Raw genomic sequence first — 19,901 nt, 5'->3', positions numbered from 1 at the left:
AATGATCGACAACCTTCTTGACGCCGACAGCGACCTGCTCGCCGGCCAGCCGGTGCGCATCGTCGAACGCGACGGCGTGCGCTACACCCTGCTGGGTACCGCACACGTTTCGCTGGCCAGCGTGCAGGCCGTGGAACAGGCCATCGGCAGCGGCCGGTTCGATGCGGTCGCCGTGGAGCTGGATCCGCAACGTCTGCAGGCACTGACCAATCCCGATGCGCTCGCGCAGCTGGATCTTATCGACGTCATTCGCAAGGGCCGCGTGGCGCTGTTTGCCGCCAACCTGGCCTTGGCCGCCTACCAGCGCCGCCTGGCCGAGCAGCTGGGCATCGAACCCGGTGCCGAGCTGAAACGTGCGGTACAGCTGGCCAAGGAACGCGACCTGCCAGTGCACCTGATCGACCGTGATGTCGGCCTGACCTTCCGTCGTGCATCCCAGCGTCTGGGCTTCTTCGGCAAGATCAGGCTGGTGATGGGGCTGGGCGCCGGACTGTTCTCGTCGGAGGATGTGGGCGAAGAGGAAATCGAGAAACTCAAGCAGGGCGACATGCTGGAATCGAGCTTCGGCGAGTTCGCCAGCGAGAGTCCGGCGCTGTACGAAGCCATCATCGGCGAGCGCGACCGCTACATGGCCACGCGCCTGCGCGAGGAATACCACAGCGAACAGCGCAATGTGCTGGCGGTGGTTGGCGCCGGCCACCTGGCCGGACTTGCCCGCTACCTGGAGACCGATACCGAAGCCCCGGCGACGCTGCGCGAGCAGCTCGAAGCCGTGCCGAAGAAGCGCAATATCCCGTGGATCACCCTGACCATCCTGGCGGTGGTGCTGGCCGGGATCGGCATCGGCTTCTGGCGCGGCGGCCTGGACATGGGCGCGCACATGCTGGCGATCTGGGCGCTGTACACCGGTGGTCTGGCCGGCCTGGGTGCGTTGCTGGCCCGCAGCCATCCGCTGAGCATCCTCACCGCGATCGCCGTGGCGCCGTTCAAGCCGTTCCGGCTGAGCATTCCCACCGGCGCCTTTGCCGCGATGGTGGAAACCCGACTGCGCAAACCGGCCTATCTCGATTTCCTGCAACTGCGTGACGATGCGCAGACTCTCAAGGGCTGGTACCGCAATCGCGTCACCCGCATCGTGCTGACCTTCATGCTGACCAATCTGGGCAGCATGCTGGGACTGTGGCTGACCGGCTTCACCGTCTACGGCAAGCTCGCCAGCTGAGCTGACCGCTTAACCCTTGAAAAAAGGCCCGCATCGCTGCGGGCCTTTTTTCTTTCAGCGGGTGCGACCCCGATCAGCTTTCCAGCACCGGGCCGTCCACCGGCAAGCCGCGTGCGCGTCGTACCAGCCGCGCCGTGCCCATGCGCAGGTCATCGAGAATGGCGTAGATGGTGGGCAGGAACAGCAGGCTGACCACCGTGGAGAAGGCCAGGCCACCGGCAATGGCGCGCGCCATCGGGTGATACGGCGGCATGCCATCGGCGGTTTCGGTATTCAAGGCGATCGGGATCATCGCCAGGATCGCCGTGCCCATGGTCATCATGATCGGCCGCAACCGCTCGCGGCTGCCCTCCACCAGCGCATCGGTGCGGGCCATGCCACGCCGCCGCAGATTGTTGATGTGCTCGATCATCACGATGCCGTTGTTCACCACCACGCCCATCAACACCAGGATGCCGATCACGGCCATGATGTTCATCTCGGTACCGGTCAGCCAGAACAGCCAGTACACGCCGAAGATCGAGAACAGCACGCAGGACATGATCGCTGCCGGAAACAGCAGCGACTCGAACACCGCGGCCATGATCACCAGCATCAGGATCAGCGCGATGAAGATGCTGTTCACCATCTGCTGCATGCCATCGAAGTTGATGTTGAAGCCGCCGCCAGCGAAGGTGTAGCCGTAGCCCGGCGGGAACTGCACGCCGTCCAGGGTGGCTTCCACCGACTTGCGCGCCGCATCCATCGCCACGTCCTTGGCCAGCCCGGCCTCCACCCGCAGCATGGTCTGCCGGTTCAGGCGCTGGATCGAATTGGCCGCCGGATTGACGTCGACATCGACCATCGCCAGCAGCGGCACTTCCGCGCCGCTGGAGGTGCGCACCATGAACGAGGAAAGATCCTCGATGCCGTAGCTCTCCGAACCGGCGAAGCGCACGTTGACCGGAATCTCCACATCATCGCGATGGAAGTCGCGCAGCGAGGAGCCACGCAACGCCATACCCACGAACTGCGCCACCTGCTGTGCGCTGAAGCCGTAGGCGGCTGCGCGCTCGCGGTCCACGCGCACCGCCAGTTCGGCATTGGCATCGCCGGTATCCACGCGTACGTCGCGCAGCTTCGGATCACGCGCCAGCATCGGCACGATATCGTCGGCCAGCTCCCGCAGGGTCTGGGTCGAATCACCGATCAGGCTGAAGCGGATGCCCTGGCCTTCGCTGCCCTGCCCGCCCGGCCAGCCGATGCCGATCTTCGCCCGCGCCGACTGCGGCAGTCCCTTGCGCACCTCCTCCTCGATCTTCTTGCTCAGCTCGGCATCATCGATGTCCAGGAACAGGCGGGTCTGCGCCCAGCCCTGTTCGCTGTAGCGGCTGTAGACGCGTTTGATATGGAAATCCTTGCGATGGGCGTTGACGAAATCCTCCACCCGCGCCACTTCCTTGCCCATCTCCTCTTTGGAGTAGGAGCCCTTCCACTGGTAGAAGATGTTGATCTCGTCCGGATCGCTTTCATCGCCACCGCCCTGGGTATGGGTCATCGGCCATACGCTGACCAGCGAGATGAACAGGATGCCGGCCACGCTCCAGCCACGGTGTAGCAGCGTCCAGCGCAGCGCCTTCGCGTAGCGGTCCTGCAGACGACTGATGAAGGGCGACTTCACCGCCGGCGGCGTCTTCATCCGTGCCGAGAGCATCGGGATCAGGCTCACCGCCACCAGCCACGAGGCCAGCAGCGACACGGAAATGGTCACCGCCAGCTGCGACAGGTAGATGGTGATGATGTTCTTCTCGCCGAACATCATCGGCAGAAACACCACGCAGTGGCACAACGTGCCGGCGGACAGGGCAATCGCCACGTGCCGGGTACCGACAATGGAGGCCATCGCCGGCTGGTCGGGGAACTTCTCCCGCTCCTGGTAGATGCTTTCCACCACCACCACCGCGTTGTCCACCAGCATGCCGACCGCCAGCAGCAGGCCCATCATCGAGATGATGTTCAAGGTGATGCCGGTGAAGTACATGAAGCCCAGCGTCATGATGAAACAGATCGGAATGGCCATCGACACCATCAGCGTCGAGGGCCAGTGGCGCAGGAACGCGTACAGCACGATCACCGACAGCAGCAGACCGATCGCACCGGCCTCGGCCAGCTTCAGCAGCGAGGTGGTCACCGCCTGACCCTGGTCGTCGGCGATCTCGATATCGATGCCGCGCATCGCCGGATCGTTTTCCAGCACCTTGATCTCGGCCCGCACAGCGCGCGAGAGATCCACCAGATTGGCCGAACGCTCCTTGTAGATGTCCACACCCACACTGGGCCGGCCTTCCATCTGCCGCACATAGTTCATGCGCTGCGGCTGGAAGCTGACTTCGGCGATATCGGATAGACGGGTACCGCGGTTGTTGATGCGCAGGTCACGCAAGGCCTGCAACTCCAGAAGCTCGCCGCGCGGCTGCACGCGCAGGCGGCGGCCGGCCTCGTTGATCTGACCGGCCGAAACCGAGAAATTGGCCGCCTGCAACTGCTGCACCAGCTCGTTCAGGGCGACGCCGTGCGCGCTGAGGCGATCCTTGTCCAGCGCGACCAGTACTTCCTGTTTGGCGACGCCTTCGACCTCGATGCGGGCCACGCCTGGCAGACGCTCCAGGCGCTGCTTGATGCTGCGTTCGATCAGATCGACGCGCGCGGTCAGATCCTCCTCGCTGTTCAGGCGCAGGCTCATCGCCTCGCGGTCGCTGGTGCTCCAGCGCTGCACGTAGTAGCGGCGGAAATCGTCCGGCAGCTGGTCGCGGATCGCGTCGATGCGCTCGCGGGCCTCGGAAGCGGCCATGGCGATATCCCGGCCCCAGTCGCTGAACTCGACCTGGATCGTGCCGCCTTCGGCATTGGCCCGCGAGTTCATCGACTTGATACCGGGCATCGTGGCAATGGCCTCTTCCACCGGCCGCAGCACGTTGCGCTCCACTTCTTCCGGCGTGGAGCCGGGGTACGGCAATGACACGAAGAAGAAGGGAATCGTCGCTTCCGGTTCGGCCTCCAGCGGCAGTTTGAATGCGGCGATCAGGCCGATCGCCACCATCGACACGAACAGCATGATGGTGGTGACGGGGCGGCGGATGGACAGCTCGGTGATGTTCATCCGGGTCAGTCCTTCGCCGCGCCGTCGAGGGCGTCCTGCTCGCGTGCCAGCACCTGCACCGCCTGTGCGGCCACCTGCCGGGCACGCAGGCCGCGCTCGGCGTAGTACTCGTCCGGCTTGCGGTCCAGCAGGTCATAGACCACCGGGATCACCAGCAAGGTCAGCAGTGTGGAGACCAGCAGGCCGCCGATGACGGTGATCGCCATCGGCGAACGCACCTCGGCACCTTCACCGACGGCCAGGGCCAGCGGCAGGAAGCCGAACACCGCACACAAGGTGGTCATCATGATCGGACGCAGACGCGAGCGTGCGCCTTCCACCAGCGCGATCCGCTTGGCCACACCCTCCTCGCGCAGCTGGTTGACCTTGTCGATCAGGATGATCGCGTTCTTCACCACCAGCCCGACCAGCAGGATCAGACCGATGAACACCACCACCGAAACGGGCGAGCGCGACAGCAGCAGCGCGCCCACCGCACCGACCAGCGCCAGCGGAATGGTGAACAGGATGACGAACGGATGCAGCAGTGATTCGAACTGCGAGGCCATCACCAGATACACCAGGAACACCGCCAGACCGAAAGCGAACAGCAGCGAACGGATCGACTCGCCCAACTCCTGGCCCTGGCCACCGATATGCATGCCCACATCGGTACCGAGCGGATTCTGCGCCACCAGGCTCTGCACCTCGGTGATCGCCTTGCCCAGATCGATATCACGCAGGTTGGCCGAGACAATGGCCACGCGGCGCTGATCGGCGCGATGGATTTCGCTGGGGCCAGTGGTGGAAACCACTTCGGCCACCGAACCCAGCTCGACCGGCTTGGAACCGCTGGGATGCACGATCAGCCGGCGGATATCCTCCACCGAGGAACGCTCCGATTCCTGCACGCGCACCAGCACGTCGATCTTGCGGTCGCGGAAGCTGTAGCGGGTGGCCACATTGCCGCGCACCTTGTTCACCACCGCATCGGCGATCTGCCGTGTGGTCAGTCCCAGCGCCGCGGCGCGCTCCTGGTCGAACACGATCTGGATTTCCGGAAAGCCCTGCTCCACTGTCGATTTGACGTCGGCATAGTGCGCATTGCCGCGCAGCAGGTCGGCCAGGCGGTTGCCCGCCACGCGGATGTCCTCGAGGTTGTTGCCTTCGATCTCGATCTCCAGCGGCGGCGACAACGCGAACAGCTCCGGACGGGCGAAGTCGACCTGCGCGGCCGGCCAGGCCTTCATCGTCTGCCGCAGCTTTTCAGTCAGCTCCGGCTCGCGCGAGGTGTCGCTCATCACCACCGACAGCTTGCCGATGTTCTCGCCGCTTTCGGTCGGGCTGGCATCCAGCCGGGTGCCGGTGCCGGAAACGCCATACAGCAGGCGCACGCCCTCCTCGTTGGCATGCGTGCGCTGCACCTCGCGCACCAGCGCATCGGTCTGCGCCAGCGGCGTGCCCGGCGGCAGCTTGGCGGTCATCTCGAAACGGTCCTGGGCCAGCTGTGGCAGCAGGTCCACCCCCAGCAGTGGCAGCGCGGCCAGGGTCAGGCCGAAGGCCAAGGTCGCAAAGCCCAGCACCGGCCACGGCCGCTTCAACGCCGCCGGCAAAGCCTTCAGGTAGGCGGCTTCGGCACGGCCATAGGGCGCCATCGCCAGATCACTGGCCTTGCGCATCACCGGGCCCACCACCGCCGAGATGCCGCGGAAGACCCGCACCACCGACCAGACCAGCGCCAGGAAACCGTAGCGGATCAGCGCGCCGATGCCACGGCCGGTGTAGGCCATCGGCTTCTGCCAACGGCTGGCCGGACGCCACGGCTGGCGCGGATCCTCGGCCGGAAACTCCAGCGGCGGACGGCCCTTGAGCGCGCTCAGCATCGGGATCAGCGTCATCGATACCACCAGCGACACCGCGATAGCGATGGACACGGTCAGCGCCTGGTCGCGGAACAGCTGGCCGGCGATACCTTCGACGAATACCAGCGGCAGGAACACCGCGATGGTGGTGAGCGTGGAGGCCACCACCGCCATGAATACCTCGCGGGTGCCCTTGATCGCCGCTTCCAGCACGCCCATGCCGCGCTCGCGCGCCTTGGCGATGGATTCGAGCACCACGATCGAGTCATCCACCACCAGACCGGTGGCCAGCGCCAGACCACCCAGCGACATCACGTTCAAACTCAGGCCCAGCTGGCCCATGAAGAAGAAGGTGGCGATGATCGAGATCGGCAACGACAGCGAAATGACGAAAGTGCTCCAGCCATCGCGCAGGAACAGGAAGATGATCAGGATCGACAGCAGGCCACCGATCACCGCATCGATCTTGACGTCCTTGATGGCGTGGCGGATGAAGACCGACTGGTCCTCCACCTGTGTCAGCTCGATGTCCTTGGGCAGCTGCTTGCGGATGGCTTCCAGCCGGGTTTCCAGGGCATCGGCGGTGGACACCGTATTGGCATCGCCTTCCTTGTAGATGGCCAGCTCCACAGCCTCACGGCCGCCGCTGCGGATCACCGCCTCGCGTTCCTTGTAGCCCTGGTAGACGTTGGCCACATCCTTCAGTCGCACCGTGGCCACACCGCCACCGTTACCGTCATTGCGCATCGCGGCGATCACATTGGGATCGCGACTGCCGAGAATGGCCATCATCAACTGCCGGTTCTCCCCGGCCGCCGCCGCTCCGCCGGAACCCCCGGTGGTGGTCAGCAGCATCTCGCGCATCTGCTCGACCGTGGCGAACTGGTTCACGGTACGCACCAGATAGCGCTGCGAACCTTCTTCCAACCGGCCACCGGAGAGATTCACGTTCTCCTGCTGCAGGCGCTGGATCACCGTATCCAGCGACAGGCCGAGCTGGGCCAGCTTGCGCTGGTCGATCTCCACCTGGATTTCGTCTTCCAGACCACCGCCGACTTTGACTGCGGCCACACCGCTGACCGGTTCGAGCTTGCGCTTGAGATCCTCATCGGCAAAGCGGCGCAGCTCCATCAGCCGGCGCACCGCATCGGCCTCGCTGCCGGCTTCCTGTTTGGACGACAGCGCCAAGCGCATGATCGGCTGGGTCGACGGATTGAAGCGCAGCAGTACCGGCGGCTTGGCCTCCAGCGGCAGCTGCAGCGTCTCCATCTTGTCGCGCACGTCCAGACCGGCCTGCTGCATGTCCGTGCCCCAGGCGAACTCGAGCACCACGTCGCTCTGTCCGGTACGCGAGATCGACTTGAGCTTGCGCAGGCCCTTGACGATGCCCAGCGCCTCTTCGGCCGGTTGCGAGATCAGCGTTTCGATTTCCGCCGGCGCCGCACCTTCGTAGTCGGTACGCACGGTCAACGTGGGATAGCTCAGGTCCGGCAGCAATTCGACCTTCAGGCTCTGCAGCGAGATCAGGCCGAACAGCACCAGGGTCAGCGTCATCATCGCGATGGTGACGCGCCGGCGCGTGGCGAACTCGATCAGATCGAAGCCACCGCCGGGGGCCGATGGAGCCGGGCCACTCATTGCTTGGACGCCTGTGCGGCCGGTGCCTTGGCGGCGACTTCGGCCGGCTTGTCCTTCCCGATCACCTGCACCGCACTGCCTTCGCGCAAGGCCGCCTTGCCGGCGATCACCACTTCATCGCCCGGTTTCAGGCCTTCACGCACTTCGATCCAGCCCGCATCGTCGTAGCCCAGCTTGAGCGTGGTACGCAGTGCCTTGCCGTCACGCACCACATACACCGCCGGCTGCCTGCCATCTTCCAGCAGCGCATTGCGTGGTACCACGAGCGCATCGGCGCGCTGGTCATAGTTGATGCTCAGCCGGCCGAACATACCCGGCTGCAGGTCGGGCTCGCCGGAGAACGTGGTGACCACGCGGAACGTGCCGGTACCGGTATCGACCACCGGCGACACCCGGTCCACCGTGCCGGTGAAGCTGCGTCCGGGCAATGCATCGGCCGCCAGTTCCACCACCTGGCCCGGCTTGAGCTTGGCGATTTCGCGCTCGGGCACATTGAGCGTGGCTTCCAGCTGTCCGGTATCGACGATGCGGAAAATCGGCGAGTTGATCTGCACGAAGTTGCCCGGCTTGATATCGCGCGAAGCGATCACACCGGAGATCGGCGCCACCACCGTGGTGTAGGAAAGCTCCAGCGTCGCCATGCGGTACTGGGCACGGGCGTTCTCCAGATCAAAACGCAGCTGGTCGACATCGGCGGCACTGACCAGTTGCTGCTCCACCAGCCTCTGCGCGCGGTGATAGCTGTTCTCCAGCTTGCGCATCTGCGCCTCGCTTTGCGCCACCGCCAGGCGCGCGCGATCCGGATCCAGCCGCACCAGCGGCTGCCCGGCGCGGACCGTCTGGCCCTCTTCGACCATCACCGCCAGCGCGACGCCGGAGGTCTTGGCCACCACCTGCGATTCGGCACGCGCATCCAGCGCGGCCGTACCGGTATAGCTGGCGGCGATCGCACGGTTGGTCGCCTTGGCCACTTCCACCGGAACCGCATCGATGGCCTTCTGTTCCTCGGGCGTCTTGGCCTGGGCCTCCTCGCCTCCGGCCTTGCATCCTCCCAGCAGCAGGGCCGAAGAGATCAGAAGTGCGGCGGCGCAGGTTCCGGTGCGGCCGTACAGATTAGAAAGTCGCGACATCGTCTTGTCCCAGGGATGCGTAGGCAGGTGTTGTAGATAAGTATTGCACCACCCCACAGTCACACCATGCCCCGAAAGTCATGGATCGGTGAGGAGCACGCAGTATGGGCTGACGCGCCGCAGCATCAACCACAGGTTCCGATCGCATAAATACGCGGGCTATACTCGGCCCGTTCCGTGTCCCCACGGCGGAACCCCAGCCCCGCTCACCGGACAAGGAAACCATGCGCCCGCAGCCGCTCGCCGCTTGTTTCGCTCTGGCTTTCGCCCTGACCTTCGGGGCCGCCCAAGCTGATCCGTCGTCTGACTCACCCGCCGCCCCCGCCACGCCGGCACCGGCCGTAACCGGCAACGTGGAGGCCGGCAGAACCCTCGCCTACACCTGCCAGGGTTGCCATGGCCTGACCGGCTACAAGAACGCCTACCCCAGCTATCGCGTGCCCAAGATCGGCGGGCAGTCTTCGGCCTACCTGACCCAGGCGCTGATGGAATACCGGCAAGGCAAGCGCAAGCACCCGACGATGCAGGCGCAGTCGATGAGTTTCAGCGCTCAGGAAATCGCCGACCTGTCCGCCTATCTGTCCACCCTCAAATAAGCGCCGACCATGACGAAAGCCACGCACGCAATGCGCCTGTCCCTCGCCCTGTTCGCCGCCGTTGCCATGGCTGCGTGTTCGCAGTCCGAGGTGGAATCGACCGGAAAGTCCGCCACCGACCCCGGCCATGCCAGCGGCGAGCACAACTCCCGCTCCTCGGCCGGACTGCCCCAGGGCCGCATCGCCGCCGGCGAGCAGCTGGCCGCGGCCAAAGGCAAGGCTACCGGGCAGAGCTGCATCGACTGCCATGGGGCCGATGGCAACGCTCCGATCGACCCGACCTATCCCAAACTGGGCGGCCAGTACGGCGACTACCTCGCCCATGCACTGCAGACGTACCGCGGCGGTACCCGTGATCACATGCTGATGACCCCCCAGGCCAGAGACCTGAGCGATCAGGACATCGCCGATCTGGCGGCCTACTTCGGCTCGCGCCCGAGCCAGCTGCGCGACCTGCACGGGGTCGACTGATCCACCCTGCATTTGGGTTTCCAAAGCCGCCGGGAAGGCGGCTTTGTTCTGTCAGCCCACCCGCAAACGCCCTCGGGCGCAGCTGCCGGTGGATATGCCGTTTTTCCGATGCCTGATCTGCGCAGAGAACTTCCCCGCTATCGTCGCCGCAGAGACCGCCGCCATCGGCTTCCATGCAACGCGTTTGATCCCACCGGTGCGGCCATGGCGATCGCATTGGAACGATTGCGTCAGGAAGAAGCGCTTGAGGTTCCTGCCAGGCTCCGCACCGAAGATGCACAGGGCTTCTTCGAGCAGAGGGTTGAAAGCGCCCCCGCTACCGCGCGCCCGCCAGACAGCGGTTTCACTTCTTTCATCACAGGCAGCTGACCAGCAACACACCGGAAACCAGCGCCGCTGACACGCATCAGCGGCTGCCGTTGTCTTCCTGCAATTCCCTCTTGAACGGGATATCCGGCGGCGGCCGTGCCTCGGCCGGCTGCTCCTGCATGTTCGGATCGGTCAGGCCGCAGCCGCCGCCGAACTGCAGCAGCGACACCACGCAGGAAATCCTGCTGCTGGAGCCGGGAATCGGAATCTCGATGCTCTTGATGCCCTTGCGCACCCACTCGGCCAGCAGCGACTCGCTGGGCACCCAGTACTTGTCGAGCGAGGTCGGCGTGTAGTCGTACGGCGGGCGCTTGAGCCAGGTGCCGGACTGGGCGATGCGCTCACGGCTCCAGCTGTCCGACTCGCCTCCCGGCGCACCGCGCGGTGAATCCTGGGCCCGCCCTTCGCTGCCAGCCAGTCGCACCGAGCCATCGGCGTTGAACAGCCCCTCGCCCTGGTCCGCCCGCCCGCCAGCATCGCCCGCCATCGGCCGCTGTGAGGCGCCCCAGTCGTCGCCGCGGGTGGGCGTAGCCCAACCGCCACTGCGATCCTGCGGCCTCGGCCCGGCCCCGGCACTGCTGCCGGAGCGCGGCACGGATGTCGCCGCCATACCCGTCGAGGCAGCTCCTTCACGCTGAGCGGTCACGTCCGCCCGCGCACTGCCCGTGGCTGTGGCCATCGTCCCCTCGGCGGGCGCGGGCGAGGCTACTGGCGCATCCGGCACTCCGGGCAGCTGTCGTTCGCGCACCGCCACCGGCGGCGCACTCACCTGCGCATTGATCTCGGGTGACCTTACCGCCGCCATCGGCACATTGCGCTGCGGCGCGGTCTCGATCTGCCGTTCGGCCACCCCCAATTCGGGCGACCGCACCTGCACTTCGACCGCGCGCGCGCGCGGCTGGGTCAGTACCACCGGCTGGGAGGGTGCCACCTCGATCTGGCGTTCGCGGACCTGGACCTGTGGCAGCCGCAGCTGCGGCTGCAGCTCGACCGGGGTGCGTATCGACTGCATCGGCTGTGGGCGTTCCACCGCGGTTTCGACCGTGCGTTCCCGTACCGCCTGCACCCGCGGGCTCACGATGGGCGCATTCACGGCCGGTGGCGGCACCACGAACCGGCTGGTGGGCCGGGTCGTTTCAGTGACCTGCAAGGGTTGTTCGGCCGTCGGTTCGGGAACCGGTACCGGCTTGGACGCGTCAATCGACATACTCTCGAATGCGTCCATCTCCGCGGTCGAGTCCGGAGCAGCGACCGCCTCCTGCGCCGCGGCCGAAGCCGAAGACGACGCCGCTGCCGCTGGCTGCGCAGACGCCGGGATCACCGTGTCAGCCCCGGCATTGGCCACCTGCCCGGCTGCCACTGCGGCCTGCGGCGTACCGCCCCCCTCATCCTCGGGCGTACCGCGGCCGACGTATTCGATCTGTACACGCGCGCCCTCGTCGGCACTGTCCTCGGGGGCATTGCTACGCACCAGCGCGACCCACAGCAGCAGCATCGCAAACAGCAGATGCAGGCCGGCGCTGAAGAAACCGGCGAACCAGCGCAGCCCGCGTTGATCAGGCGGCGGCGGATCACCGCCATGCCAGAACATCAGCAGCATCGTGCGCCACAGCGGCACGGCGCCAGGGGACGGCCGCGCCGGCCTGGCCGCCGCCGTGGCCAGCATCTCGCTGTGGGTGAAGGCGGAGATCGCCCGGGATACGCGGGTCTGCAGCCAGTTGCTCCAGCTGTAGGGCATGCGCGTGCGGCGGTCGTGCAGAATGCTCACCTGCCGGCGCGCGGCCAGCAGATTTACCAGATCACTGACCGGTGTCCCCGGCATGCGGCGGGTGTCGCCTCAGCCCGCGGTTTCGCGTGGGATGTAGGGCGCCTGACCGGTGTCGTGGTCGGTGGCGTCGCGTACTGCGGTGATACCGGGCACCCGGCCCATCAGGGTCTTCTCGATCCCCTGCTTCAAGGTCACATCGGCCATGCCACAGCCATGGCAGCCACCCCCGAAGCGCAGCAGCACCACCCCGTCGGCGGAGACTTCCTGCACCGCGACACGGCCACCATGCGAGGCCAGCTGCGGGTTGATCTCGTTTTCAACCACCCAGCGCACGCGCTCGACCATCGAGGCAGCCTCGCCGGGCGCTTCACCCTTGATCTTGGGCGCTTTGATGGTCAGCTGCTGGGTGCCGGCGGCCTGGGTGACGTAATCGATTTCGGCACCGTCCAGCCAGCCCACGCTGGTGGCATCCACATACAGCGTGAAGCCGTCGCAATCGATCGCCCATTCGTCGCCGAGCAGATCGGCCGGTTCGGCGAACTCCAGGCGCGCATCGGCGCGCGGCGTTCCGGGGTCGACGGCACTCAGGCGCACGCCCATGCCGGGCACGGCCTCGCGTTCGATGAGCTTGCGGAAATGGGTCTGAGCGGTATCTGAGATCTGGATCATGCGGGTATTCTAGCCGCGTCTTGGTTGACGCTGATGGGACACTGCTTCCCCGCGCACCATTGTCCAGTCCCCTGCCCGATGGAGGTTCCCGTGGCCCCTGACCTGATACCCCTGGCGCAAGCCAGCTGCATTCCACGCAAAGGCAGCGAGCATCGCCTCGGCCAGGCCCGTCTGGCCGAACTGCTGCCGCAGGTTCCCGGCTGGGAACTGGCCGAGAACGGCCAGGCACTGCTGCGCACCTTCCGTTTCGACAACTACTACCACACCATGGCTTTTGTGAACGCCTTGGCGTGGATTGCACACGCCGAGGATCACCATCCGGATCTGGGCGTGCATTACGACCGCGCGGTCGTGCGCTTTTCCACCCACGACGTTGGCGGTCTGAGCGAGAACGACTTCATCTGTGCCGCCAAGGCCTCTGCGCTAACGGAGCAATGACATGAAACTGCGCCTGCTGTTGGGCTCCCTGACCACCGTTGCCGTGCTCGGCGCCTGCAATTCGCCGCAGCCACCGGCCAATGCCGTGGTCGCCCCCACCGAGGTTGCCGCCCTGCAGACCCCGCCGCCGGACTATCCGGCAGAGCTGGCCTGTACCGGCGTGGGCGGCAAGAGCGTGCTGAACGTACTGGTCGGTGCACAGGGCACGCCGACCGACGTGACACTGGTCACCAGCAGCGGCAACAGCCAGCTGGACGACTCGGCCATCACCCGCGTGCGTGAATGGAAGTTCAAGCCGGCCACCCGCAACGGCCAGCCGGTCCCCACCACGATCCAGGTGCCGGTCAGCTTCAACCCGCCGCAACCCAAGCCGGACGAGTGCTTCGCGATCGAGGAGCGGATGCGCCGCGGCGGCTGAACCTCTTCTCCCCCGGCGCGCATCCGATGCACGAGATTCCCAGCGGCAATCTCTGGATCGCGTTCTCGTTGACGCTGGCTGCCGGCCTGGCCACCGCCATCGGCAGCCTGATGGTGCTGTTCTCGCGGCGCCCGAACCCGCGCCTGCTGGCGTTCGGACTGGCCTTTGCCGGCGGCGCGATGGTCTATGTGTCGCTGTCGGAAATCCTGAACAAATCCATCGCCTCGTTCGCCCTGGCCCATGGCGACAGACTCGGATTCACCTGGGGCACCCTCTCGTTTCTGGCCGGGGTGCTGCTGATCGCCGCCGTCGACCATCTCATACCCAACCCGCACGAGACCCTGGATACGCAGGACCCCGCCCTGCGCGCCGACAACCGCAACCACATCCGTCGTGTCGGCCTGCTGAGTGCACTGGCGATCACCGCGCACAACTTCCCCGAAGGCCTGGCCACCTTCTTCGCCACCCTGGAAAGCCCCTCGGTCGGCGCACCGCTGGCCTTCGCCATCGCCATCCACAACATTCCCGAAGGCATCGCCATCGCCGTGCCGGTGTACTTCGCCACCGGCAGGAAATCCTGGGCCTTTGCCGCCAGCCTGCTGTCGGGCCTGGCCGAACCGGTAGGCGCGGGGATCGGCTATTTCGCCCTGGCCGACATGCTCTCGCACGATACCTTCGGCGTCGTGTTTGGGCTGATCGCCGGGATCATGGTGTTCCTGGCGCTGGACGAACTGCTGCCGGCCGCCAAGCGCTACGCCCAGGGCCATGAGACCGTCTACGGCCTGGTGACCGGCATGGCCACCCTCGCCATCAGTCTGGTGCTGTTCAAATGGTAAGCGCCGGCGGCGCCCACCACTCCAGGCTCAGGCCAGCCGATTCAACGCCTCAGCCAGCTCCGGCGCCAACGGCGCATTGAGCAGATACGGGGTCTTGCCGCCATCCAGCGCGAACTCCAGCGAGGCGGCATGCAGGAACAGGCGTTTGAGCCCGATCTGCTCACGAAAGCGCCTGTTGACGGCAGGATCGCCGTATTTGTCGTCACCCGCGACGGGATGGCCGATATGCTGGGCATGCACGCGGATCTGATGGGTACGGCCGGTCTCGATCCGCACTTCACAATAGGAGTGCCCGCCGCGCCGCTCCAATACCCGGAAATGGCTCAGCGAGGGCTTGCCGATCGGATTGACCTGGACGTGACGTTCACCGCCCTGGCGCAGACCGACATGCAATGGCGCGTCCACGCTCATCACCCCGTCGGGCATGCGCCCGGCCAGCAGAGTCAGGTAACGCTTCTGGATGCCGCCATGGTCTTCCCGGAGCAGCGCCTGCAGCTCGACCAGCGCCGAGCGCTTCTTGGCCATGATCAGCAGGCCGGAGGTGTCGCGGTCCAGGCGGTGCACCAGTTCCAGATTCAGGTTGGGTCGCAATACCCGCATCGTCTCGATCGCACCATGGCTGATTCCGCTCCCGCCATGGCTGGCGACCCCGGTCGGCTTGTTGATCACCAGCAATTTGGCGTCCTCAAAGACGATGGCCGCTTCCATCACCTGCAGGAAACTGGCGGGCGGGGGCGTCTTTTCTCCGGCCTCGGCGAGACTGACCGGGGGCACCCGGACCTCATCCCCCGCCTCCAGTTTGCGCTCGGCCTTGGCCCGGCCACCATTGACCCGCACCTGGCCACTGCGGACCAGTTTGTAGACCAGGCTGCGCGGAGCACCCTTGAGCTGGCCCAGCAGGAAGTTGTCCAGCCGCTGTCCGGCCCTGTCTTCAGGAACCTTGATCATGCGCACACTGGTTTTGCCCGCAGGCGACGTGGGGCGGTGTTCGGAGTCAGTCATGAGCCTATTATTCTGTTACACTCGGGGGGCGATATAAGGGATTGATTTCGTTGGAAGTTGGTCAGGGCCAGAAGCCCCGCTTCCCACGAATCCGGCACAGTGCGCGGCCACCGCCCCCGGGGCGGCCATGTTAGCGGCTCGTCGGCGTCTCCGGCCATCGCCAGATGCCCAAAGCATCTGTGCTGGACGAAACATATGTCCCGTGCGACGCCCCCGGCCACGGCCGGATGCAGTCGCCGGCCCTGAAAAACCTAAAAACAAGAAACAGAAGCGCTCCCGCGGCCTGCCGTGGTGTTGCAGCGCTGGAAACCCAAGCCGCCCTACCCGCGCCTGCGCGAATGGGCGGTGACCCGTGTCCAGAGGCGAAACGCCATGGCGTTCCGCGCGGTAGCAGCGCGCGAGGAACGCACAATGAAGCGAATGCTGATCAATGCCACGCAGGCCGAAGAACTGCGCGTGGCCATCGTCGACGGGCAGAACCTGTACGACATCGATATCGAACAGCCATCCAAGGAACAGAAGAAGTCCAACATCTACAAGGGCCGCATCACCCGCCTTGAGCCGTCGCTCGAGGCCGCCTTTGTCGAGTACGGCGGTGACCGCCATGGCTTCCTGCCGCTGAAGGAAATCTCCCGCGATTACTTCCAGGCCGGCGTTGACCACAACAAGGCCACCATCAAGGAGCTCCTGCGCGAAGGCCAGGAAATCGTCGTCCAGGTCGACAAGGAAGAGCGTGGCAACAAGGGCGCCGCCCTGACCACCTTCATCTCCCTGGCCGGCCGCTACATGGTGCTGATGCCCAATTCCCCCTCTGCCGGCGGCGTGTCGCGTCGCATCGAGGGTGAAGACCGCGCCGCGCTGAAGGAAGCGCTGGACAAGCTGAACATCCCCGACGACATGGGCGTGATCATCCGTACCGCCGGCGTCGGCCGCGATGCCGAAGAGCTGCAATGGGATCTGGACTATCTGCTGCAGGTCTGGCGCTCGATCGCCGAAGCCGCACTGACCAAGCCGGCCCCGTTCCTGATCTATCAGGAGTCGCGCCTGATCGTGCGCGCCCTGCGTGACTACCTGCGCAGCGACGTCGGCGAGATCCTGGTCGACACCGAAGAGCTGTACGAGACCGCACGCGACTTCATGCAGCAGGTGATGCCGCAGACCCTGCGCAAGCTCAAGCATTACAAGGACGACATCCCGCTGTTCAACCGCTTCCAGATCGAATCGCAGATCGAGGCGATCTACGAACGCAACGTGCGCCTGCCGTCCGGCGGCTCGATCGTGGTTGACCAGACCGAGGCGCTGACCGCCATCGACGTCAACTCGGCCCGCTCCACCAAGGGCAGCGACATCGAAGACACCGCCTTCCAGACCAATCTGGAAGCGGCCGAAGAAGTCGCCCGCCAGTTGCGCCTGCGCGACCTGGGCGGCCTGGTGGTCATCGACTTCATCGACATGTCCTCCAGCAAGCACCAGCGCGAAGTCGAGAACCGCCTGCAGAATGCGCTGAAGTACGACCGCGCCCGCGTCCAGCTGGGCCGCATCTCGCGCTTTGGCCTGATGGAAATGAGCCGCCAGCGCCTGCGTCCGAGCCTGGGCGAATCCAGCCAGATCGTCTGCCCGCGTTGTGACGGCCAGGGCCGCATGCGCAGCATCGAGTCGCTGTCGCTGTCCATCATCCGCGTGGCCGAAGAGCATGCGATGAAGGAAAACACCGGACAGGTGCTGGTCCAGGCCCCGGTCGAGATCGCCAACTACCTGCTCAATGAAAAGCGCAGCGCGCTGCGCGAGATCGAGCAGCGCCACGATGCCCCGATCGTCATCGTCGCCGACGAGCAGCTGCACACCCCGCACTACGAAGTCACCCGCCTGCGCGACAACGAGCTGGGCGAGGAAAGCGCACGGCCGAGCTATCAGCGCGGCACCCCGCGCAAGCTGCCGGTACACGCCCTGACCAAGGCCCAGCTGAACATCCCGCCGGCACCGGCGGTAACCCAGGTCAAGCACAGCCAGCCGGCTCCGGTCCGTGAAGTGGTCGAGGCAATCCCGGCTCCCGCTCCCGTCGCAGCGCCCGCAGCACCGGTTGCCGGCGGCGTGATGGGCTGGCTCAAGCGCGTGTTCGGTGGCGAGCCGAGCGCTGCCGCGCAGCCGGCCCAGCCACAGCGGCCGGAAGGCGGCCGCGGCAACCGCAATGACCGCAACCAGCGCCGCGAAGGCAATCGTGGCAACGGGGGCGGCAATGGCCAGCCGCAACAGGCCCGCAATGGCAACCGTCGCGATGAACGCAAGGACGATCGGCGCCAGAACGCGACCAGTCCGGCGTCGCAGACGCAGGACAACCTGCAGCCATCGCCATCCAAGCAGCCGCGCAACGAGCAGCCGCAGCAGCCCAAGCAGCCGCGCAACAACGAGCAGCAACCCAAGCAGCCGAAGCAGCCCAAGCCGCAGAAGCAGCCCAGGCCGCAGCAGGAGAGCGACAAGACCACAGCCGCCGCATCCGAGAAGCAGCCCCGTCAGCCGAACGCGGAAGCCGCACGGGCGGGCGCCATCCCGGCCGAGGTCAAGCCCATGCCCGCCCCGCCGGTAGCAGCCGGTGAAGTCGCGGACGCCATGGAAACCGTGGTGCAGGACAAGGCGCCCGTCACGCAGGCACTCAACGCGGCGGTCACCGCCGAAGAGCAGATCGCCATCGCGGCAACGGAAATCGAGAACGGGACCGAACCCTCCGCCAACAGCGACGAAGGCAATGGTGAAGGCGGCAGCCGTCGCCGCCGCGGTCGCCGCGGTGGCCGCCGCCGCCGTCGCGGAGGGGCTGACGCCGCGGGCAACACCGATATCACCGGTACGGACGACGACAACGCGGATGCACTGGATGACAGCGAAGTCGATGCCGTCCATACCGCAGCCCAGCCGAGCAGCCAGCAGCCGGAGTTCGACTTTGACGATGAGCCGGCCGCTGCTGCATCGCAGGCACCCGTGGTGAAGGCCGAAAAGCCGGCCGCACCGGCGCCGGTTGCAACCACCGCTGTTGCTGCCGCGGCCGCCCCGGTGGAGATCACCCCGCAGGCCACGGCTACCGCCGAGGTGGAAGCCGCAGCGCCGCAGCCAACCGCGGCGGAGCCGGAAACCGCCATCGTTGCCGCACCGGCCGTCAGCGTACCGGCCGACGCAGCGCCTCCGGCTGCTCCGGCGGCGTCCGCCCCTCCGGCGGAGGTGGTCACAGAAGTGGTCGTCGAGGCCCCGGCAGTCACATCCGCACCGGCTGCAGTGCAACCGGAGAATGGGCAACTGTTCACCGCGCAGGAACCAGCTCCTGCGACTGAAGCCCCGGCCGAGCAGGCCGTCATCAGGACCGCGCAGGAAATTGCTCCGGCACCCCCGCCGGCCGCAGCGGAACCGGCGGTCGTGACGGCGACGGAAGAAGCCAACGCGGAGAAGGAAGAGGACCAGGCACCGCGCAACGCCTGATCCACGCGCCTGATATGAAAAACAGAAAAGCGGCCCATGAGGCCGCTTTTCTGTTTTCAAGGCTCCGCGCCCTTCCCCGGCGCGCGTCAGGCGGGCGCCTGCGGCAGACGTGTCAACACACGTTCCTTGCAGGATCCACGATGCCGTACTGAGCCGCCAGACGTGCCAAGGCGATGTTGTCTTGCACCTTGATCTTTTCGAACATCCGCGTCTTGTGCGTGTTCACCGTCTTCGCACTCAAGCTCAACCGGCGCGCGATCTCCTCCTGGCGGTAGCCCTGGATCAACAACAGGGCAACTTCCATCTCCCGTCGCGACAGCTCATCGAACGGCGAGCCCGGTCCGATTTTCGCCAGCGCCAGATTCTGGGCGATGCTGTTGGCCAGGTAGCGACGGCCCAGCGCGACATCGCGGATGGCCTTGACCAGCTCCTGCGCATCACCGCCCTTGCCCACATAGCCCGATGCACCGGCCTCCATCAGCCGCTGTGGCATCGGCCCGTCTTCCAGCACCGATACGATGATGACCCGCGTGCCATGCTTGCCCTTGATGATGCGCTCGGTGATTTCCAATCCACTCAACCCCGGCAGGTGTAGATCACACAACACCACATCGGGCTTGAGCTGCCGGATCTGCGGCAAGGCCAGCTCACCACTCTCGGCCTCACCCACCACCTCGATGTCGGCCTGCCCGCCCAGAATCATCTTGATGCCGGTGCGTACCAGGGCATGGTCGTCAATCAAAAAAACTCGGACAGTCATTGCAGGATTCCCCGAAGACGAACCAACAGATTGAGCCCAGCCACGCCTTGCAGTGCGTGCAGCGGTTGATGGCATTCCCCTCATCAACCACCGGTGGTGGGCCCTGCGCATTATCGACCAGAATCGGCGACGCCGGAGT

15 protein-coding genes are annotated in these 19,901 nt (G+C 65.9%); 8 read left to right on the top strand and 7 right to left on the bottom strand.

Annotation, left to right across the window (positions count from 1 at the left end):
- The first annotated feature begins 1 nt into the window (after position 1).
- Entirely contained in the window at positions 2–1,222 is a 1,221-nt protein-coding gene (locus ACVOMC_RS07875; RefSeq protein ID WP_481523504.1) for a TraB/GumN family protein, read from the top strand.
- A gap of 73 nt (positions 1,223–1,295) precedes the next feature.
- Here ACVOMC_RS07875 and ACVOMC_RS07870 read toward each other — a convergent pair whose 3' ends face one another.
- Genes ACVOMC_RS07870 through ACVOMC_RS07860 form a run of 3 tightly spaced genes read right to left on the bottom strand, consistent with a single transcriptional unit; the run spans position 1,296 to position 8,970 of the window.
- Positions 1,296–4,361: an efflux RND transporter permease subunit gene (locus ACVOMC_RS07870; RefSeq protein WP_481523503.1), complete on the bottom strand. Its 3,066-nt coding sequence runs from the start codon at positions 4,359–4,361 to the stop codon at positions 1,296–1,298.
- 5 nt (positions 4,362–4,366) lie between these two features.
- Positions 4,367–7,840, bottom strand: coding sequence for an efflux RND transporter permease subunit (locus ACVOMC_RS07865; RefSeq protein WP_481523502.1), 3,474 nt, complete (start codon positions 7,838–7,840; stop codon positions 4,367–4,369).
- The gene (locus tag ACVOMC_RS07860; RefSeq protein WP_481523501.1) at positions 7,837–8,970 is read right to left on the bottom strand and encodes an efflux RND transporter periplasmic adaptor subunit; all 1,134 of its coding nucleotides are present in this window, start codon (positions 8,968–8,970) and stop codon (positions 7,837–7,839) included. Before ACVOMC_RS07860 ends, ACVOMC_RS07865 begins: the two co-directional genes overlap by 4 nt.
- A gap of 224 nt (positions 8,971–9,194) precedes the next feature.
- Here ACVOMC_RS07860 and ACVOMC_RS07855 point away from each other — a divergent pair, with 224 nt between their 5' ends.
- The 3 genes from ACVOMC_RS07855 (at position 9,195) to ACVOMC_RS07845 (ending at position 10,406) form a co-directional block, all read left to right on the top strand.
- Entirely contained in the window at positions 9,195–9,566 is a 372-nt protein-coding gene (locus tag ACVOMC_RS07855) for a c-type cytochrome (RefSeq protein ID WP_481523500.1), read from the top strand.
- A 9-nt stretch (positions 9,567–9,575) separates the two neighbouring features.
- Positions 9,576–10,037: a c-type cytochrome gene (locus ACVOMC_RS07850; RefSeq protein ID WP_481523499.1), complete on the top strand. Its 462-nt coding sequence runs from the start codon at positions 9,576–9,578 to the stop codon at positions 10,035–10,037.
- A gap of 204 nt (positions 10,038–10,241) precedes the next feature.
- On the top strand, positions 10,242–10,406 hold the full coding sequence (locus ACVOMC_RS07845) for a hypothetical protein (RefSeq protein WP_481523498.1): 165 nt from the start codon (positions 10,242–10,244) through the stop codon (positions 10,404–10,406).
- Between the two features lie 37 nt (positions 10,407–10,443).
- Here the strand turns inward: ACVOMC_RS07845 and ACVOMC_RS07840 are convergent, their stop codons facing one another.
- On the bottom strand, positions 10,444–12,228 hold the full coding sequence (locus ACVOMC_RS07840) for a DNA polymerase III subunit gamma/tau domain-containing protein (RefSeq protein WP_481523497.1): 1,785 nt from the start codon (positions 12,226–12,228) through the stop codon (positions 10,444–10,446).
- A 15-nt stretch (positions 12,229–12,243) separates the two neighbouring features.
- Positions 12,244–12,843 carry an NfuA family Fe-S biogenesis protein gene (locus ACVOMC_RS07835; protein WP_054659193.1) on the bottom strand — a complete coding sequence of 200 codons (600 nt, stop codon included), beginning with the start codon at positions 12,841–12,843 and terminating at the stop codon, positions 12,244–12,246.
- Positions 12,844–12,933: 90 nt separating this feature from the next.
- Between ACVOMC_RS07835 and ACVOMC_RS07830 the strand changes: the two genes are divergently transcribed.
- Genes ACVOMC_RS07830 through zupT form a run of 3 tightly spaced genes read left to right on the top strand, consistent with a single transcriptional unit; the run spans position 12,934 to position 14,535 of the window.
- Positions 12,934–13,281 (top strand): 4a-hydroxytetrahydrobiopterin dehydratase, encoded by a 348-nt coding sequence (locus tag ACVOMC_RS07830; protein ID WP_481523496.1) that lies wholly within the window; start codon positions 12,934–12,936, stop codon positions 13,279–13,281.
- 1 nt (position 13,282) lies between these two features.
- Positions 13,283–13,699: an energy transducer TonB gene (locus tag ACVOMC_RS07825; RefSeq protein ID WP_481523495.1), complete on the top strand. Its 417-nt coding sequence runs from the start codon at positions 13,283–13,285 to the stop codon at positions 13,697–13,699.
- 26 nt (positions 13,700–13,725) lie between these two features.
- Positions 13,726–14,535 (top strand): zinc transporter ZupT, encoded by an 810-nt coding sequence (gene zupT, locus ACVOMC_RS07820; RefSeq protein WP_481523494.1) that lies wholly within the window; start codon positions 13,726–13,728, stop codon positions 14,533–14,535.
- Positions 14,536–14,562: 27 nt separating this feature from the next.
- Here the strand turns inward: zupT and ACVOMC_RS07815 are convergent, their stop codons facing one another.
- On the bottom strand, positions 14,563–15,537 hold the full coding sequence (locus ACVOMC_RS07815; protein WP_481523493.1) for an RluA family pseudouridine synthase: 975 nt from the start codon (positions 15,535–15,537) through the stop codon (positions 14,563–14,565).
- Between the two features lie 411 nt (positions 15,538–15,948).
- Here ACVOMC_RS07815 and ACVOMC_RS07810 point away from each other — a divergent pair, with 411 nt between their 5' ends.
- Positions 15,949–19,002, top strand: coding sequence for an Rne/Rng family ribonuclease (locus tag ACVOMC_RS07810; RefSeq protein WP_481523492.1), 3,054 nt, complete (start codon positions 15,949–15,951; stop codon positions 19,000–19,002).
- A gap of 112 nt (positions 19,003–19,114) precedes the next feature.
- Here the strand turns inward: ACVOMC_RS07810 and ACVOMC_RS07805 are convergent, their stop codons facing one another.
- Positions 19,115–19,762 carry a response regulator gene (locus tag ACVOMC_RS07805; protein WP_057505655.1) on the bottom strand — a complete coding sequence of 216 codons (648 nt, stop codon included), beginning with the start codon at positions 19,760–19,762 and terminating at the stop codon, positions 19,115–19,117.
- Positions 19,763–19,901 lie beyond the last annotated feature (139 nt).

The sequence above is a fragment of the Stenotrophomonas sp. STEN014 genome, assembly GCF_056760315.1.
This window is presented reverse-complemented; position numbering and strand designations above follow the sequence as displayed.

Coding starts and splice junctions, on each gene's coding strand:
- ACVOMC_RS07845 (WP_481523498.1), top strand. CDS start 10,242: ATGGCGATCGCATTGGAACGATTGCGTCAGGAAGAAGCGCTTGAGGTT.
- ACVOMC_RS07815 (WP_481523493.1), bottom strand. CDS start 15,537: ATGACTGACTCCGAACACCGCCCCACGTCGCCTGCGGGCAAAACCAGT.
- ACVOMC_RS07835 (WP_054659193.1), bottom strand. CDS start 12,843: ATGATCCAGATCTCAGATACCGCTCAGACCCATTTCCGCAAGCTCATC.
- ACVOMC_RS07855 (WP_481523500.1), top strand. CDS start 9,195: ATGCGCCCGCAGCCGCTCGCCGCTTGTTTCGCTCTGGCTTTCGCCCTG.
- ACVOMC_RS07840 (WP_481523497.1), bottom strand. CDS start 12,228: ATGCCGGGGACACCGGTCAGTGATCTGGTAAATCTGCTGGCCGCGCGC.
- ACVOMC_RS07825 (WP_481523495.1), top strand. CDS start 13,283: ATGAAACTGCGCCTGCTGTTGGGCTCCCTGACCACCGTTGCCGTGCTC.
- ACVOMC_RS07810 (WP_481523492.1), top strand. CDS start 15,949: ATGAAGCGAATGCTGATCAATGCCACGCAGGCCGAAGAACTGCGCGTG.
- ACVOMC_RS07865 (WP_481523502.1), bottom strand. CDS start 7,840: ATGAGTGGCCCGGCTCCATCGGCCCCCGGCGGTGGCTTCGATCTGATC.
- ACVOMC_RS07875 (WP_481523504.1), top strand. CDS start 2: ATGATCGACAACCTTCTTGACGCCGACAGCGACCTGCTCGCCGGCCAG.
- ACVOMC_RS07850 (WP_481523499.1), top strand. CDS start 9,576: ATGACGAAAGCCACGCACGCAATGCGCCTGTCCCTCGCCCTGTTCGCC.
- ACVOMC_RS07870 (WP_481523503.1), bottom strand. CDS start 4,361: ATGAACATCACCGAGCTGTCCATCCGCCGCCCCGTCACCACCATCATG.
- zupT (WP_481523494.1), top strand. CDS start 13,726: ATGCACGAGATTCCCAGCGGCAATCTCTGGATCGCGTTCTCGTTGACG.
- ACVOMC_RS07860 (WP_481523501.1), bottom strand. CDS start 8,970: ATGTCGCGACTTTCTAATCTGTACGGCCGCACCGGAACCTGCGCCGCC.
- ACVOMC_RS07805 (WP_057505655.1), bottom strand. CDS start 19,762: ATGACTGTCCGAGTTTTTTTGATTGACGACCATGCCCTGGTACGCACC.